General features: G+C 69.4%; 17 protein-coding genes and 1 pseudogene. 10 read left to right on the forward strand and 8 right to left on the reverse strand.

Annotated elements, in window-relative coordinates:
* From H5J31_RS06915 to H5J31_RS06950, 8 genes and pseudogenes are all read left to right on the forward strand, one after another.
* A pseudogene (locus H5J31_RS06915) lies at nucleotides 1-1,030 on the forward strand (DUF11 domain-containing protein); the annotation flags it as partial.
* A 13-nt stretch (nucleotides 1,031-1,043) separates the two neighbouring features.
* Complete coding sequence (locus H5J31_RS06920) at nucleotides 1,044-1,541, forward strand: GtrA family protein (protein WP_181771633.1); 498 nt, start codon at nucleotides 1,044-1,046, stop codon at nucleotides 1,539-1,541.
* A gap of 205 nt (nucleotides 1,542-1,746) precedes the next feature.
* The gene (locus H5J31_RS06925; protein ID WP_181771634.1) at nucleotides 1,747-2,286 is read left to right on the forward strand and encodes a GtrA family protein; all 540 of its coding nucleotides are present in this window, start codon (nucleotides 1,747-1,749) and stop codon (nucleotides 2,284-2,286) included.
* A 237-nt stretch (nucleotides 2,287-2,523) separates the two neighbouring features.
* Nucleotides 2,524-3,882 carry an MDR family MFS transporter gene (locus H5J31_RS06930; RefSeq protein WP_181771635.1) on the forward strand — a complete coding sequence of 453 codons (1,359 nt, stop codon included), beginning with the start codon at nucleotides 2,524-2,526 and terminating at the stop codon, nucleotides 3,880-3,882.
* A gap of 12 nt (nucleotides 3,883-3,894) precedes the next feature.
* Complete coding sequence (locus H5J31_RS06935) at nucleotides 3,895-4,731, forward strand: NAD(P)H-binding protein (RefSeq protein ID WP_181771636.1); 837 nt, start codon at nucleotides 3,895-3,897, stop codon at nucleotides 4,729-4,731.
* A 235-nt stretch (nucleotides 4,732-4,966) separates the two neighbouring features.
* Nucleotides 4,967-5,614 carry a response regulator gene (locus tag H5J31_RS06940; protein WP_181771637.1) on the forward strand — a complete coding sequence of 216 codons (648 nt, stop codon included), beginning with the start codon at nucleotides 4,967-4,969 and terminating at the stop codon, nucleotides 5,612-5,614.
* Nucleotides 5,615-5,777: 163 nt separating this feature from the next.
* Nucleotides 5,778-6,410 (forward strand): helix-turn-helix transcriptional regulator, encoded by a 633-nt coding sequence (locus tag H5J31_RS06945; protein WP_181771638.1) that lies wholly within the window; start codon nucleotides 5,778-5,780, stop codon nucleotides 6,408-6,410.
* Between the two features lie 4 nt (nucleotides 6,411-6,414).
* On the forward strand, nucleotides 6,415-6,828 hold the full coding sequence (locus H5J31_RS06950; RefSeq protein ID WP_181771639.1) for a hypothetical protein: 414 nt from the start codon (nucleotides 6,415-6,417) through the stop codon (nucleotides 6,826-6,828).
* Here H5J31_RS06950 and H5J31_RS06955 read toward each other — a convergent pair.
* The 3 genes from H5J31_RS06955 to H5J31_RS06965 all read right to left on the reverse strand — a co-directional run bounded on the left by H5J31_RS06955 (nucleotide 6,806) and on the right by H5J31_RS06965 (nucleotide 9,434).
* Nucleotides 6,806-7,318 carry a hypothetical protein gene (locus H5J31_RS06955; protein ID WP_328701402.1) on the reverse strand — a complete coding sequence of 171 codons (513 nt, stop codon included), beginning with the start codon at nucleotides 7,316-7,318 and terminating at the stop codon, nucleotides 6,806-6,808. The two genes, H5J31_RS06950 and H5J31_RS06955, sit on opposite strands and share 23 nt — an antisense overlap.
* A 63-nt stretch (nucleotides 7,319-7,381) precedes the next feature.
* On the reverse strand, nucleotides 7,382-8,665 hold the full coding sequence (locus H5J31_RS06960) for an ATP-binding protein (RefSeq protein WP_181771640.1): 1,284 nt from the start codon (nucleotides 8,663-8,665) through the stop codon (nucleotides 7,382-7,384).
* Between the two features lies 1 nt (nucleotide 8,666).
* The gene (locus tag H5J31_RS06965) at nucleotides 8,667-9,434 is read right to left on the reverse strand and encodes a response regulator transcription factor (protein ID WP_181771770.1); all 768 of its coding nucleotides are present in this window, start codon (nucleotides 9,432-9,434) and stop codon (nucleotides 8,667-8,669) included.
* A gap of 39 nt (nucleotides 9,435-9,473) precedes the next feature.
* Between H5J31_RS06965 and hisN the strand changes: the two genes are divergently transcribed.
* Nucleotides 9,474-10,262, forward strand: a complete 789-nt coding sequence (gene hisN / locus H5J31_RS06970) for a histidinol-phosphatase (RefSeq protein ID WP_181771771.1) — start codon at nucleotides 9,474-9,476, stop codon at nucleotides 10,260-10,262.
* A gap of 1 nt (nucleotide 10,263) precedes the next feature.
* On the opposite strand, the gene H5J31_RS06975 is transcribed toward hisN, so the two are convergent.
* The 5 genes from H5J31_RS06975 to H5J31_RS06995 form a co-directional block, all read right to left on the reverse strand.
* Entirely contained in the window at nucleotides 10,264-10,539 is a 276-nt protein-coding gene (locus H5J31_RS06975; protein ID WP_016331362.1) for a hypothetical protein, read from the reverse strand.
* Nucleotides 10,536-11,405, reverse strand: a complete 870-nt coding sequence (locus H5J31_RS06980) for a TNT domain-containing protein (RefSeq protein WP_181771641.1) — start codon at nucleotides 11,403-11,405, stop codon at nucleotides 10,536-10,538. Before H5J31_RS06980 ends, H5J31_RS06975 begins: the two co-directional genes overlap by 4 nt.
* A 108-nt stretch (nucleotides 11,406-11,513) precedes the next feature.
* Complete coding sequence (locus H5J31_RS06985; RefSeq protein WP_181771642.1) at nucleotides 11,514-12,446, reverse strand: hydroxymethylglutaryl-CoA lyase; 933 nt, start codon at nucleotides 12,444-12,446, stop codon at nucleotides 11,514-11,516.
* Nucleotides 12,446-13,030 (reverse strand): PH domain-containing protein, encoded by a 585-nt coding sequence (locus H5J31_RS06990; RefSeq protein WP_181771643.1) that lies wholly within the window; start codon nucleotides 13,028-13,030, stop codon nucleotides 12,446-12,448. The genes H5J31_RS06985 and H5J31_RS06990 overlap by 1 nt, the downstream gene beginning before the upstream one ends.
* Before the next feature lie 98 nt (nucleotides 13,031-13,128).
* Nucleotides 13,129-13,953: a biotin--[acetyl-CoA-carboxylase] ligase gene (locus tag H5J31_RS06995; protein WP_181771644.1), complete on the reverse strand. Its 825-nt coding sequence runs from the start codon at nucleotides 13,951-13,953 to the stop codon at nucleotides 13,129-13,131.
* Between the two features lie 80 nt (nucleotides 13,954-14,033).
* Between H5J31_RS06995 and H5J31_RS07000 the strand changes: the two genes are divergently transcribed.
* Nucleotides 14,034-15,158, forward strand: a complete 1,125-nt coding sequence (locus H5J31_RS07000; protein ID WP_181771645.1) for a C40 family peptidase — start codon at nucleotides 14,034-14,036, stop codon at nucleotides 15,156-15,158.
* Nucleotides 15,159-15,281 lie beyond the last annotated feature (123 nt).

The raw sequence follows: 15,281 nt of genomic DNA on the forward strand, positions 1-15,281 counted from the left end.
GATGACGGCGTCGGCCCCGGCCGAGGGTGTCCAGCTCCAGCCCGGCGAGGACGCCAACCTGCCGATCACCGTGCGCAACGACGGCGGCTCGAAGTCCGAACCCGTCGCCGTCTCGCTGAACCTGCCGAAGGGCGTGACGGCCGTTCCCGTTGGCGGCGGTAGGGGTGTCACCGCCTTCCCACAGCAGGCCGTGCCCGGGCCGATCGCGGTGAGCTGCCCCGGCGGCACCGGCACGGTGACCTGCAAGACCGGGACCGGCCTCGAACCGGGACAGTCCGCGGTGCTGACGTTCCGGCTGCGCGCCGACGAAACGGCCGAAGCGGGCAGCACGGTGACCGGTTCGGTGACGGCGGGCGCGCAGATCAAGGTGTCGGTCGCGGTGAAGGTCACCGTGAAGCCGCCGCCGGACGACCTCGTCCTGAGGGCCGAGAGCGACGGGCTGTCCGCGTTCCCGTGGAACCGCAACCCGCTGGTGCTGATCCGCGTGAAGAACACCGGTAAGACGACGAAGCCGGTGACGGTCACCCTCGATCACCCGGTGCACAGCTCGTGGAGCGTTTACGGCATCCCGTGCCGCCCGACCGGCGAAGGCGCGTCGTGCACTTCGCGCGGCTCGCTGACTCCGGGGCGCCAGGTGAGCCTGTGGGTGCGGATGAAGGGCCGCCCGGCCGACAACCTCCCGGTGACGGTGAACGCCACCCTCGGTATCGCGAAGGCGAAGCCCGTCGAGGTCTACTTCGGCTGCTGGCACCACTGGTGCGACGACTCCGCACTGCTTCCGCCGACCACTCCGCCTTCGCTGCCTTCAGTACCTTCGGTCACTTCGAAGCCTCCGGTCACGTCGGAGACGACGAAGCCGGGACGGCCCGGTTGGCCTTCGCCGTCTAAGAAGCCGTCGCCGTCCGCGACGCCTTCGGAACCGGCGAAGAAGGACCCGGTCCCGCCGCCCACGACCACGAGCGCGCCGCCGCGGCCGGGCAAGTCGAAGCCGACCGTCGAGCCCGACGGGATCCTCGGCGGCATCTTTTAGTAGCGTGCCCCCAATGCTGGGGAAACACCGTGAGCTGCTGCGTTTCGCCGTGGTCGGGGGCGCGAGTTTCGTCATCACGATGACGATCACGTACGGCCTGAAGTTCACCGTGCTGACCGACAAACCGGTGACCGCGCTGATGATCGGCGTCCTGGTGGCGACCGTTTTTTCGTACGTGGCGAACCGCGAGTGGTCCTTTCGCAGCCGCGGCGGCCGTGAGCGGGCCCACGAGGCGGCGCTCTTCTTCCTGCTCAGCGCGGTGGCGCTCGGCCTCAACGCGGTTCCGCAGTTGGTGTCGAGGTACGTGCTCAAACTGGAACAGCCGCACGTCGGGCTGCTGACGCAGGAGATCGCGGACTTCGTCAGCGGCGTGATCATCGGGACGCTGCTGGGGACGGCGTTCCGCTGGTGGTCGTTCAAGAAGTGGGTGTTCCCCGAGGCCGACGCCCGGCCTCGGCTGCTGCGCGGTGGCGGGCGACGCTCCACCGACGTGGACGATCGCGCGGCCTGACAGCGATAGCAAAGGTCCCTTGCTCTCTTTTCGCAGGTCAGAGCGCCCGGCGATAGCAAAGGTCCCTTGCTTCCCCGAGGTGGTCGACATGCGGGCTTGCAGACCTGGGCGAGATCACCACCTTGAATCGCCCAAAGTGTCATATAACGCTCCAGCTATGCCCCTGCCAGGCCGTTCGGTCCCCCGGGCGAATTAGACTGACCGAGTGACCGTGGTCGAATCCGTCCTTTCCCGGACGCCCGAGCCGCTCCGATCCGTGCTGATCAAGCACCGCGAACTGCTGAAGTTCGGGATCGTCGGCGGCACGACGTTCCTGGTCGACAACGGCGTCTGGTACCTGCTGAAGCTCAGCGTGCTGGAGTCGAAGCCGACCACGGCGAAGGCGATCGCGATCATCGTCGCGACGATCGTGTCGTACATCCTCAACCGCGAGTGGTCCTTCCGGACGCGCGGTGGGCGCGAGCGGCATCACGAGGCGGCGCTCTTCTTCGTGATCAGCGGGATCGCCGTGGTGGTCAACCTGATCCCGCTCTACACGTCGCGGTACATCTTCGACCTCGAAGTGCCGCATGTGACGCGGTTCGTGCAGGAGTTCGCGGACTTCACGAGCGGGTCGATCATCGGCATGCTGCTGGCGATGTTCTTCCGCTTCTGGGGTTTCAAGAAGTGGGTCTTCCCGGATGAGCTGGGCAAACGCCGCCGGGACAGCGACGAGCAGGACGACGACGTCATCCCGCTGCGATAAGTACTTGTCAAAAGACATGTGATTGCTTAAGGTCATCCATGTCAACGTTCCTTCACTGATGACGCCGGCCGGGTTCGTACGGTCGAGCGGGACGAATTCGAGGTGATCGCCAAGCGCGAAGAGGACCGCATCCGGTTCGGATGACGGTTGAGCCTTTTCCCGTCTTGGCGGGGATCCGGAGTGACCCTCCGCGTCCCTCGCGTTCCCTCGTTTCTTTCCAGTGAACGGATTCCTTTCTTGAGCACCACTCTCGGCGCGCCTCCGCGCGCCCGAAACACCCTTGCCCTCGTCGGGCTCTTCGCCGCCGTTTTCCTGGCGATGCTCGACGCCCAGGTCGTCGCGACCGCCCTGCCGCGCATGGTCGGCGAGCTCGGCGGTGCCACTTCGTTCGCCTGGGTCACCACCGTCTACTTGCTGGCGGGCAGCGTCAGCGCGCCGGTCTACGGGAAGCTCGGCGACCTGTTCGGCCGCAAACGCGTCGTTCTCGCCGCGCTCGCGTTGTTCGTGCTCGGCTCCCTCGCCTGCGCGCTCGCCCCGACGATGCCGCTGCTGATCGCCGCCCGCGTCTTGCAGGGAATCGGCTCCGGCGGCCTGTTCGTCGCGGTCGCCGCGATCATCGGCGAACTCTTCCCCGGTCGCGAAGGCGCCCGCTACTTCGCCTGGTTCTCGATCTGTTTCGCCGGTTCCTCGCTGGCCGGCCCGGTCGTCGGCGGCGTGCTGACCGACCTCGCCGGCTGGCGGTCGATCTTCCTGGTCAACGTGCCGATCGGACTGGTCGCGTTCGGCGTCGTCGCCAGGTTCCTGCAGCTCGAACGACGTCGCACGTCAGCGCCGTTCGACGTCGCCGGAATCGTCACCCTGTCCGGCGCGATCGTCGGGCTGACCCTGGCGACGCCGCTGTCCGCGTCGGTCGGCGCCGTCCTGCTCGTCGCCTTCCTGATCATCGAGCGCCGGGCGGCCGAGCCGGTGGTCCCGCTCCGGCTCTTCCGCGTCAGGATGTTCAGCCTGAGCGTCCTGGCCAGTGCCGCCGCCGGATTCGTCTTCCTCGGCTCGGTCAACTATCTGGCGCTCTTCCTGCAGACCGCGGGTGGCGCCGGACCGTCGCGGGCCGGGCTCCTCCTGCTGCCGATGACGCTCGCGGTCGCCGCGTCGTCGATGGTCGCGGGCCGGATCATCGCGAAGACCGGCGCCTACCGCTGGGCGCCGATCCTCAGCATGACGCTCGGCCTCGCCGCCGCGCTCGCGATGTCCACAATGGACGAACACACGCCGCTGCCGGTCGTCGTCGCCTATCTCGTGGTGTTCGGCGCGGCGGCGGGTCTCAACATGCAGGTGCTGTCCATGGCGGCCCAGCAGAACGTGCCCCGGACCGATCTCGGCGCGGTTTCCGCGACCGTCGGCTTCCTGCGTTCGCTCGGCACCACGGCCGGGCTGACCGTATTCGGCGCGGTGTTCACGAACGCCTTCACCATCGACAGTCCCGCCGGGTACGCCTCCGCGCTCGACGGCGTGTTCTGGGTGATGGTCCCCGCCCTCGCACTGGGCCTCGCCGCCTCCCTCTTCCTACCGCGCGTTTCGCTGCGGCGCCACCACTGAAGGAGTTTTTCGATGATTCTCGTCCTCGGTTCCACCGGCAAGATCGGCCGCGAACTCGTTCCCGCGTTGCTGGACAAAGGTGCTCGCGTGCGGGCGCTGACCCGCGATCCCTCCCGTGCCCGCGTCGACCAGCGCGCCGAAGTGGTCGCCGGCAATCTCGACGCCTTCGACCCCGCGCTTCTCGACGGCGTCGACAGCGTGTTCGTCCTGACTTCCGGGCACGGTTCCGACGGCCTCGCCCAGGAACGTGCGGTGGCGAAGGCCGCCACCGGTGTCGCCCGGCTCGTCAAGCTCTCCACCACCGGAGTCCACTTCGGACAGACCGACCCACCCTCCCTGACGCACGCAGCGGCCGAGCAGGCCATCCGCGAGGCCGGGCCGGACTGGACGATCCTGCGCCCCGGCACGTTCATGGACAACCGGTTCGCCTGGGTGCCCGCCGTGCGCGGTGACGGCGTCATCCGCGTTCCCGAAGGCGACCCGGCGTCCGCACTGGTGCACGTCCGCGACATCGCCGAGGTCGCCGCGACCGTCCTGACCACGGACGGGCACGCGGGCAAGACGTATCCGATCACCGGCGGCGAAGCCCTCTCGACCCGGCAGCAGGTCGAGATCCTGGGCGACACCGTCGGGCGGCACCTGACCTACGTCGAAGAACCCGAAGCCGACGCTCGCGCCCGGATGCTCGGATACGGCTGGCCCGCTTCGTCGGTCGACGGGCTCTTCGAGCTCAAGCGGCAGTCCGCCGGGAACGAGGAGATCGTGTTCGACACCGTCGGCGAACTCCTCGGCCGGGCACCGCTGACGTTCGCCGAGTGGGCCCGCGAGCACGCCGCCACCTTCGCCTGACCTGCGAAAAGAGAGCAAGGGACCTTTGCTATCGCTCCTCAGCGACACTAGGTAGCGATAGCAAAGGTCCCTTGCTCCCCCGGTCTGGGCCGAAAGGGTTAATGACTTGGGCGGATGCCCGAGGTGCGCGACACTCATCAGGCGTTTAATTCTCGCCGGGTCCGCTGTCCGGACCGCGCATTGTTCCCGGCCGACCCTCTCGCTAGCGTGCCGCCTCGGGGAGACAGGGGGATCCATGGACGGACATCTTCGGGTGCTTGTGGTCGACGACCATCCGCTGTTCCGGTTCGGGGTGTGCACGCTGCTCGACAACGAACCGGGGATCGACGTCGTCGGCGAGGCCGCGAGCGGAGCGCACGCGATCGACGCGGCGACCGCGCTCGGGCCCGACGTCGTCGTCATGGACCTGCATCTGCCCGACCTCTCCGGCGCCGAAGCGACGCGGCACATCGTCGCCGAACGGCCCGGTGTCGGCGTGCTCATGTTGACGATGGCCGACGAAAGCGAGTCCGTTTTCTCCGCGATGCGTGCCGGAGCCCGCGGATATCTGCTGAAAGACGCGGAGCCCGACGAAATCATCCGGGCCGTCCACGCTGTCGCAAGGCGCGAAGCGATCTTCGGCCCCGACATCGCGACGCGGGTCCTCGGCTTCTTCAACCAGTCTCAGCCGAGCACGGACACGGTGTTCCCGGAATTGACCGCTCGCGAACGAGAGGTCCTTTCGCTGATCGCGGGCGGGCACAGCAACACCGTCATCGCCAGCACCCTGTGCCTCAGCCCGAAAACCGTCCGGAACCATATTTCGAACGTTTTCAGCAAGCTGCACATCACGGATCGCGCGGAAGCGATCGTGCGCGCCCGCGAAGCCGGGCTCGGTCGCTGAACCAAGGTCACTGAACCAAGGTCGCTGAAAAAGCGACCCCGATCGGGGCGGCTTTTCGGGCAAGGTCGGGACCGGAGTCCCATGTGCCCGGGACACCTCACCCGGCAGGGTGAGTAGTGCGAGGGGTGGGACCCTCGCACTGTTCGAGGGGAATGGGAATCACATGTTCGAACCGAACCGGACACCCGTGGTCGTCCGAGCCACCGATCCGATCCTGCACAACGGCGTCTGCATGACGCTCCGCTCCCGTGACGACGTCCGGCTGGTGGACGGGGAGACCGCCGACCCGACCATGGTGGCCCTCCTGGTCACCGATCGCCTCGACGAGGCGATGACGCGGATGCTGTCCGCCCTCCACCACCAGGGGTTCACCCGCATCGTGCTCATCGCGGGTGAGGTCGACGACAACGAGATCCTCGGCGCCATCGAGCACGGCGTCTGCGCGGTCGCGCGCCGCTCGGAGGCCGGGGCCGACGTGCTGGTCCGGCTGATCAAGGCGGCCGCCGCCGGGGAGGGCGCGCTTCCGCCCGACCTGCTCGGCAGGCTGTTGCACCGGGTTTCCCGGCTGCAGCGCCAGGTCCTCCAGCCGCGCGGCCTGCACCTCGGCGGCATGAGCAACCGGGAGACCGAGGTGCTCAAGCTGGTGGCGTCGGGGTTCTCGACGCAGGAGATCGCCGATCAGCTCTGCTACTCGCAGCGCACGGTGAAGAGCATCCTGCACGACGTAACCAACCGGTTCCAGTTGCGGAACCGCTCGCACGCGGTGGCCTACGCACTGCGTGAGGGACTGATCTGACGCCGTGATCACGCAGGTCGACGAGGCCCTGTGCCTGCTCATCGCGCCTCATCTGCCGGAGGGGACGGTGGTCCGGCTCGACGCGCCGAAACCCACCTGGCAGACCGAGACCCGGGAATCGAGCGTCGACCTGTTCCTCTTCGCCCTGCACGGCGCCGGCCCAGGAGCCGGTGCCGTGCGGGCGAAGCAATGCGAACTGTCCTATCTCGTCACCGCACGCGCCGACCGGGTCCGGGACGAACACACCCTGCTCGACCGGTCGTTACGAGTGCTGCTCGGCACCGAATTCCTGATGGTCGAGGCGCAGCCGCTGCGGATGCGCCTCGGGGAAACCGATCCGACCGGGCTGTGGGCCGGCCTCGGTCTGCCCGCCCGGGCGGCGTTCGTCGTCACGGTCACGGCGGAGTACCGGGACTGAGCACCGACGCCCGCCGCAGCACCACACCGCCGATGGACGCCAGCGGCGCGCCGAAGAACTCGCACCATTCGGCCGCCGTCGCGGGCGGACCGCAGTCGGGCGCCCGCCGGTTCCAGCCCGCCCGCACTTCGAGGCGGTAGCCGAGTACACCGGTCAGCGTCAGCCCGTTCCGGGTGGCACCGACCCAGCAGGTGCCGCGGTGGACCCAGCGGTCCGGCGGCTGGAAGACGACGTCCTCCTGGACGAACCGGTGTCCCGCGGCTCCGGTGATGGCCGCGAGAGGCGTGTCGATCCCGCTGACGAACAGTCCTTTCGACAGCAGATCGAGGGCTTCGGCTTCCAGCCGCTCCAGCACACCTGGCGGACGACGGCACGCGTACAGGTCGCCTTCGAAGAACAAGCGCACCGAGACCGCCACCTTGCCGATCTCCGCGGTCGCCGCGGCCACCGGATTCCCCGGTGGCCGATATCGGAACGCCGTCGCATGCACCTCCCGACGTTAAGTCGGCGCGCCCCCGCCGCGCTGCCCGATCGGGACGTCCTTCGGGAGGTCTTAGCGAGGGACCCGTTCGGCGGGCCAGCGCACCTCGGCCACATCGCCCGGGCGGGGGACTTTGAGGAACAGGCTGAAGATCGCGGGCTGCTTGCTCGACAGCTCGAGCCGTCCGCCGTCGGCTTCGACGAGCGCGCGGGCCAGGGCGAGGCCGACACCGGTCGAACCGCCGCCGGAGAAACCGCGTTCGAAGATATGCGGGGCAAGTTCGTCGGGCACGCCGGATCCGGTGTCGGCGACCTCGATGACCACGGTGCCGTCCGTGTCGCCGCGCCGCGCCGCGAGCGTGACGGTGCCCGCGCCGTGGCGCAGCGCGTTGTCGAGCAGCACGCCGACGACCTCGCGCAACCGGCCCGGCGTCGCCCTGGCCCTCAGCCCGTCGGTGACGCGAAGCCGCAGATGCCTGCCTTCGGCGCGAAGCAGCTGTCGCCACTCCTCCGAAACCGTGGGAAGCACTTCCGGCAGATTGACCGGTTCCGCCCCCACCTCGCGGGCGGCGCGGGCGGCGGCCAGCAGTTCGTCGAGCGCCTCGGCCAGCCGATCCGCCTGTTCCTGCGCGGCGATCGCCTCGTCGACGACGTCCCGATCGGGATGGACGGTGAGCGGTTCGAGCCGCAGCTGCAACGCGGTCAGCCTGCTCCGCAGCTGATGGGAGACGTCACCGACGAGCTGCCGTTCTCGCTGGACGAGCTGCGCGAGCGCCGAACCGGACGCGTCGAGCGCCTCGGCGACCATGTCGAGTTCGCCGACGCCGTACCGCTTCGGATCCGGCCGGAAATCCCCGCCGCCGAGTTTGACCGCGCGATCGGCGACGTGTCTCAGCGGTTTCGCGAGCCGGCGCGCGGTCACCGTCGCGACCACCGTGCCGGTGCCCACCGACAGCACGACCAGCAGCACCACCAGCAAGGTCACCTGGGTCTGGCGAGTACGCATCGGGCCGGCGGGCACGGCCAGCTCGACCTCGCCGTGCAGCGCGATCGGGACCTTCTCGGAGACGACGTCGGTGCCCGGATCGGTGCCGTAGCGCTTCTCGATCTGCCCCTGCGCGCGGACGGTCAGCAAGCCGCCTGCCGGCACGGCCACCCGGACCAGGTCGAGGTCGATCGGCTGGCCGACCGCGATCTCGTTGTCCAGCGTCGCCGCGATCCCGCGCGCCGAGGAAGCGAGGTTCTCGCGGTTGAGGTTCTCGACCAGCTGCCAGGCGGTGATGCCGAGCGGGATGCCCAGCACCGCCGCGGTGACCGCGACGGCGAGCAGGATCGCCAGGAGGATGCGACGGCGCATGCTATTCCGCGTTGAAGCGGAACCCGACGCCGCGGACCGTGGCGATCCGCCGTTCGCCGTCGCCGTTCCCGCCGGGTTTGCCCGCCCGGCCCGCGGCCTCGTCGGCGGCGATGCGATCGCTACTGTCGGCGAAGCCACTCGCTCTGCCCCGCATCGCTGCCTCGTCGGCGGCGATGGAGAGCTTCCGGCGCAGCCACGACATATGCATGTCGAGTGTCTTCGAAGTCTTCGATTCGAGGTCGTTCCAGACCTCGGCGAGGATCTCGTCGCGGCTGACGACCTGGCCGGCGCGGCTCATCAGCACCCGCAGCAGCTCGAATTCCTTGTTCGCCAGCTGGACCTCGTGCAGATCCACGGTGACCATCCGGGCGCCGAGGTCCATCCGCACTCCCCCGGCTTCGAGCACCTCGGGGGCCCGTCGGCGGAGCAGCGCGCGGATGCGGGCCAGCAGTTCGGCGAGCCGGAACGGCTTCGCGACGTAGTCGTCGGCGCCGGCGTCGAGCCCGACGACGAAGTCGACCTCGTCCGTGCGCGCGGTGAGCATCAGCACCGGCACCTCGGTCCCGCTCGCGCGCAGACGGCGGCAGACCTCGAGACCGTCCATCCCGGGCAGGCCGAGATCGAGGACCAGGAGGTCGACGCGGTCGCTCTCGGTCGCGTCGAGGGCGGCGGGCCCGTCGCCGACGACACGCACGTCGTATCCCTCCCGCTGCAGCGCGCGGGAAAGCGGATCGGCGATGGCCGGGTCGTCCTCGGCGAGTAGCACCATGCTCACCTGGCCAACTCTACGACTGCCGGGCGTGAAAGCATCGTTACCGTGCCTGGCTACGAGAATGATCTGGAACTCGCCACTCGGCTGGCCGACGCCGCCGACGCCATCACCACCGACCGCTTTCGCGCGCTGGACCTGGCCGTGGAACGCAAACCCGACCGGACTCCGGTCACCGACGCGGACACCGCCGTCGAAGACGCGATCCGCGCGATCCTCGCCACAGAACGCCCGGACGACACGGTCCTCGGCGAGGAACGCGGCGGTTCGGCCGCGACCGGCCGGGCCTGGGTGCTCGACCCGATCGACGGGACCAAGAACTTCCTGCGCGGTGTCCCGGTCTGGGCGACACTGATCGCGCTGGTCGAGGACGGAACGCCGGTGGTGGGCATGATCAGCGCGCCGCTGCTGGGCCGCCGCTGGTGGGCGGCCGCCGGGGACGGCGCCTGGATGAGCGATTCCGCCGGTGAGCGACGTCTCTCGGTGTCGAAGGTCGCGTCGCTCGAAGACGCGTATCTGTCCACAACGGACTTGAACTCGTGGGTCGAATACCACTCACGGGAGAAGTACCTCGACCTCGTGAACGCGTGCTGGGAAAGCCGCGCTTTCGGCGATTTCTGGCACCACTGCCTGGTCGCCGAGGGCGCGCTCGACGTCACCGCGGAGTGCATCGTGAACCCGTGGGACGTCGCCGCGGCCCAGGTGCTGATCACCGAGGCCGGCGGCCGCTTCAGCGATCTCGACGGTGAAGAGCGCTACGACAACGGCTCGGCCCTGTCGACGAACGGCCTGCTCCATGACGAGGTCCTCGCCATTCTCAAGCGGTGAGTCACTGCGCGCCCGGAAGGAGGCCGACGGCGCCGCGCGCGACCTGTGACCAGGCGAGACGTCCGAAGAGGTAGTGGCAGGCGACCTGTTCGCTGGTGAACCGTGCCCAGTCGTACCGGTTGCCCTGCTCACGCCAGAAGACCTCCCAGGCGGGCTCGGCACCCTCTTCTTCCGTACGCATGAGACACCAGGCGTTGTCCGCCTCCGCGCCGACCGAGACCACCTCGGGCGGTACGCCCAGCGCAGCCAGCCAGCGCAGGATCGTCCCCGTGTTCACCGAACCTCCCCCGTGACGTCCGCCAGAAAGCCCAGCGTGACGAGTTCATCCGCGCCGAACACCGCGCGATAGCGCACCCCGCCGCCCGGCTGCCCGAACCATTCGGCGTTCACCGACCGCCAGACCGGCAGCGACCGGACGACCCGGTAGCGCCGATATCCGCCGACCTGATCCGGCGGCAGCGAGCGCATCGAGAACAAGGTCGCGTCTTCGGCGAAGACCCGGCCGTGCCGGTCGCCGAACCGGTCGAGATGCGTGCCGACGTCGAGCATCACCGGCGTCGGCGGGTCGATGGCACCCTCGGGGAAGAGTTCGGCGGGCGGCCACAAAAGCCCGGTCTCGTCGGTGAACCGGCCTTCCCAATCCTCGCGGGATCGTCCGCCCCACGGGTCGTGCCCCCTGGTCAACGCCTCGGGCGGGACAGCGGCCGGCGACGTCGGCGATCGCCGGAAGCCGCTGCTGACATGCGACAACGCGTCCTGGTCGTCCAGCACGTCCGCCTCCGGGTGATCCAGCGGACCGGAACCGCCACCGGGGAGCGGCAACTGGCGTGCGGGTTTCCCCATCGCGACCGGGAGATGCCCGATCGGGAACATATGCACGAGGAACAGCGCGATCACGCTCTCCCGCTCGGTCCGCAACGCCCCCATCGGCGGCGGCTGGGGCGGCATCGCGGGCTGGGGCGGGGCGATGGGCTGAGGCGGCGCGGCCGGTGGGAACGGCAGTCGCAGCGGCGCCACAGCCGGCGGCCACGGCGAAGGCGCGTACGGAGCGCGTAGCCCATGAGGCGGCGTCGGAGCGTCGGCGTCTCCGTACTGGACGGGCAGCCGGACCGGGCCCGTGCCGGCCTCGCTCGGATCGGTCACCGCACCTCCCCCCGAGGAATCGATTCCCCACGTTGAGGGGAGGCAGCGAACAGGACGCGATCAGACCCTATCGCCGAACGGCTTTCACTTCGGCGAGTTCGGTGAACCTCAGCCCGCGAGCGCGTTGACCACCCGGGACGGGCTCGGCCTGCCCAGCTTCCCGGCCATCCACTTGCTCGTCGCGACCAGCGCGTCGAGGTCGACCCCGGTTTCCACGCCGAGACCGTCGAGCATCCACACCAGATCCTCGGTCGCGAGGTTCCCGGTCGCCGATTCGGCGTACGGGCATCCGCCCAGCCCACCGGCCGAAGAGTCCACAGTGGATACCCCGCAGCGCAGGGCCGCCAGCGTGTTCGCGAGGGCCTGGCCGTAGGTGTCGTGGAAATGGACGGCGAGGGCGTCGACGTCGGAGAACCGCCCGATCAACGCCTCGACCTGGCCGGCGGTGGCGACGCCGATGGTGTCGCCGAGAGAAAGCTGCGAGCAGCCCAGGTCCAGCAGGCGTTTGCCCACGCCGGCGACCTGCCCGGCCGGGACGGCGCCCTCCCACGGGTCGCCGAAACACATCGAGACGTACCCGCGGACGTCGAGACCTTCGGCCCGGGCCCGGGTGACGACCGGCTCGAACATCGCGAACTGGTCGTCGACGGTCGAGTTGAGGTTCTTCTTCGCGAAGGTCTCGGTGGCGCTGGCGAAGATCGCGATATGCGAGACCCCGGCCTCCAGCGCCCTGTCCAGCCCTCGCTCGTTCGGCACGAGCACCGGATACCGGATGCCCTCGCGGCGGTCGAGCCCCGCCAGAAGCTGTTCGGCGTCCGCCAGCTGCGGAACCCATTTCGGGCTCACGAAACTCGTCGCTTCGAGCGTGGTCAGCCCGGAATCGGCGAGTCTGTCCAGGAATTCGAGCTTCACCTCGACCGGGACGATCGACTTCTCGTTCTGCAGGCCGTCGCGCGGACCGACCTCCCAGATCGTCACCCGCTCCGGCAGCGCCGCCGAGGACGGGACGCGATCGGGCAGCCCCAGCTCTCGCGTGCCCATCAACGCCGCCGGTTTCCGCGCGGCTGCTGTCCTTGCGGGGGAAGCGGTTCGGTCTGCTGCGGCGCACTGGGGGCGGGCGGCGCGAAGTCGTCATACGGATTGTCGTTGACTTCGCGGTAGATGACCGTGTGCACCCGCTCGACCTTGGGGATGTCGTCGAACTTCAGCGGCTCGTCCGAAGCGGACTCGATCACCAGCGTGCCGCAGCCGAATACGCGGTCCAGCAGCCCGTGCTCGAACTGCACGCTGTTGATCCGCGACATCGGGATGTCGATCCCGGTCCGCTTCAGCACGCCCTCGCGGGCGATCAGGCGGTCCGTGGTCACGATGAAGTGCGTCGTACGCCAGCGCACGAAAGGCGCCAGGAAGAGCCACGCGACGAGCCCGAGCCCGACGGCTCCGATCGCGATCAGCGAGATCAGGTCCCAGGGGGCCTGGGCGTCCTTCGCCAGGATCCCCAGCCAGATACCCACGCCGAGGGTGACGATCAGCGCGATGACGGGGAAGATCAGCATCTTGAAATGCGGGTGACTGTGCACCACGACGTGCTCGTTTTCGCTGAGCAAATCGTCCGGATAGGCCACGACGGACGCTCCCAAAGTGTGTTCGACGCTGGTGAGCTCACCGTACCGGCGAACGGCTCCGGCGGAAGACCGGACGCCGCAAATCGCCGCCGCCCGATTCAGGACCGGGCGGGCCGCACGTGGACGACGTCTCCGGCGAACACCGTGTACCGCTCCCCGCCGGGAACGTCGACCTGGAGCTGGCCGGCGGGATCGATGTCGGCGGCGCGGCCGGTCAGCGCCGAACCGTCGGGCAGCTGGACCTCGACGTCCTGGCCCAGCGTGGCGCAATGCCGCCGGTAGTCGCCGAGCAGGCCCGCCTCGGCCAGCGACCCGCCGGCGAGCCGCCAGCGGCGTTCGAGGTCACCGAACACGGTGAGCAGGCGGACGGCGATTTCGGCGCGATCGGTCTCGGTCGCTCCCTGCTCCGCCAGCGAGGTCGCGGGCAGACCACCCGGCCCGGCCGGGACGCTTTCGCCGAGTGGCAGCACGTTCAGGCCGATCCCGAGGATCACGGTGGCCTCGCCCCCGGCGACGGCCTCGGCCAGGATGCCCGCGCATTTGGCGCGATCCGGCCCGGCGAGGACGTCGTTCGGCCATTTGAGGACGGCGTCGACGCCGAGGTCCCCGGCGATCTCCCGCACCGCCAGGCCGGCGACCACGGAAAGTGAACCCAGATTGGCGAACGGGACCTCGCGCGGACGCAGCAAAAAGCTGACGTAGAGGCCGGAGCCCTTCGGTGAAGACCACTGCCGGGCGCGGCGGCCGACGCCCGCCGTCTGCTCCTCGGCGATCAGCACGGTGCGGTCCTCTGCCCCCTTTTCGGCGGCTTCCCGCAGGTCGGCGTTGGTGGATCCGGTGCTCGCCACGACCTGGATCGCGGCGTACCGGTCGGACAGCGCGGCGCTCAGACGCCCGGCGTCGAGCGCTCCCGTCTCAGTCATCTGTCCAGAATATGAGAGTCCCCCTAACGTGCAAGGCGTCCGCTCGTTACACACAGGTGGTCTCCAATAACCTGGACGGCGTGACTGAGCCCGAGCCCGCGTCGAGCGCGCCCGAAACCGGCCCGAAGAAGAAGTCGTGGGCGCACGGTGTGGCGATGCGAAGCCTGGTCGCCCTCCCGCTCGTCGCGGGGCTGGCGACGGCGGGCTGGCTGCTCGCGGGCGGCAACGATCCGGCACCCGCGGACGGGAACCAGCAGGTCCCCGTTCCGGCGGCGAACCAGGATCCGGCCACCGTCGGCGGCGGCGCGGGTCCCTCGGTCCTCGAAGTCAGCGCACCGGTCAAGGCGCAGGAGACGCCCAAGGGTGCCCGGCCGCTCGAAGAGTGGGCTAACAAGCTCGCCGGAGCGCTCGACATCCCGGCGAAGTCGCTGATCGGCTACGCGAACGGCGAACTGGCCCTGCGCGGCGAGCAGCCCAACTGCCATCTGTCCTGGGTCACGCTGGCCGGTGTCGGCGCGGCGAGCTCGAACCACGGACGCGGCGGCGACAATCCGCTCGGCCTCTCGGCGCAACAGTGGAAGAAGCACGGGACGTCGATTCCGGGCATCGCGAAGCCCGCGCTCGCCGACCCCGACTCCGCTTCGGTCGCCGCCGGTCGCGCCCTGTGCGCTTCGGGAGCCGACCTCGGCGGCGGCAACGGCTGGTGGAAGGCGGTCGCCGGCTACCAGGGCGGCAAGGGCAACGAGGCCGAACTGTTCCGCCAGCGCGTCCTCGGCAACGCCCAGCTGTACGCGACGCTGTCGCTCGACCCGTCCCGCGCTTCGAGCCCCTCGGTGAAGGCGACCCGATTCGCTCTCGGCCAGCTGGGACTCCCGTACGTCTGGGGCGGCAACGGTCCGGAAGCGGGCGCCGCGGGCTTCGACTGCTCCGGGCTGACCAAGGCGTCCTACGACGAGGCAGGCGTCGGGCTGCCACGGACCGCGGACAGCCAGTTCCGCGCCTTGCCGCAAGTGCCCGGCGGGCAGGAGCCGAAGCTCGGCGACCTCGTGTTCTACGGGAACCCGGGCACGCGGATCCACCACGTCGGGCTGTACCTCGGGAACGGCCTGATGATCAACGCGCCCACCGAGGGCCAGGCGATCCAGATCCACACGTATCACAAAAAGGGCGACGACTACGCCGGCGCCGGACGGCCGTCGGCCTAGTTCTCACGGGCGGTCCGCCGGGTCTCGCGCTTTGGCTGCCGGTCCGCTGAGAGCGGTGTTGCGAACACCGCACTCGCGTGCGCAGACCCGGATCTCACGTTCTTGAGGACGGATCTCGCGTGC

The organism is Amycolatopsis pittospori (assembly GCF_013870525.1).
Classification (GTDB): Bacteria; Actinomycetota; Actinomycetes; order Mycobacteriales; family Pseudonocardiaceae; genus Amycolatopsis; species Amycolatopsis pittospori.